A 664-nucleotide genomic window follows, 5' to 3' on the forward strand; every position below is an offset into this window, starting at 1 on the left:
CCGCTTCGCTGCGGCCGGGATGACACACGGTTTAAGGCGCTATCCACAGCCCTCTTGCTGTCCGTTAACCCTGCGCTAGGTTCCGACCGTCAGAACCGCCCGCTTCCGCCTTCCTAGAAAAGTCCGCCGCCCCATGACCCGCCACGAACTCAAGACCTGGCCCAAATATTTCGCCGCCGTCCGCTCGGGCCAGAAGCGTTTCGAGATCCGCCGCAACGACCGCGAATTCAAGGTCGGCGACATCCTGGTGCTGCGCGAATTCGACCCCGAGGACGACGCCTATACCGGCCAGGTCGAAGAGCGTCAGATCACCTTCCTGCTGTCGGAAGAGGACTACGGCGTCATCCACGGCTTCGTGGCCATCGGCTTCGGCGAGGTCGCGCCGCATCCGGACGCGGCCGCCGAGGTCACCGCCGACAGCCTGGCGCAATGGCACGAGACCGCCGCCTCCAACGCCGCCCTGCGCGCCCAGGAAGCCCGCAAGGTCTCGGAGAGCTACACCAAGAGCAATATGAGCGTCGCCAGCGACCGCCACGGCGCGGTGGCCGACCTGGCCGCGGCCGAAGCCGGCTTCCACGCGGCGGCGGCGCGGATCGTCCGCAAGGGGTAGGGATATTTTCTTCCTCCCCCTCTGGGGGAGGGGGACCGCCGAACGGCGGTGGAG

General features: G+C 67.3%; 1 protein-coding gene. It reads left to right on the top strand.

Features of this window, described 5'->3' with window-relative positions:
• The first annotated feature begins 133 nt into the window (after positions 1-133).
• On the top strand, positions 134-610 hold the full coding sequence (locus AC1DSO_RS24765; protein ID WP_477071331.1) for an ASCH/PUA domain-containing protein: 477 nt from the start codon (positions 134-136) through the stop codon (positions 608-610).
• Positions 611-664: the final 54 nt, after the last annotated feature.

The organism is Caulobacter sp. P4_E5 (assembly GCF_056401555.1).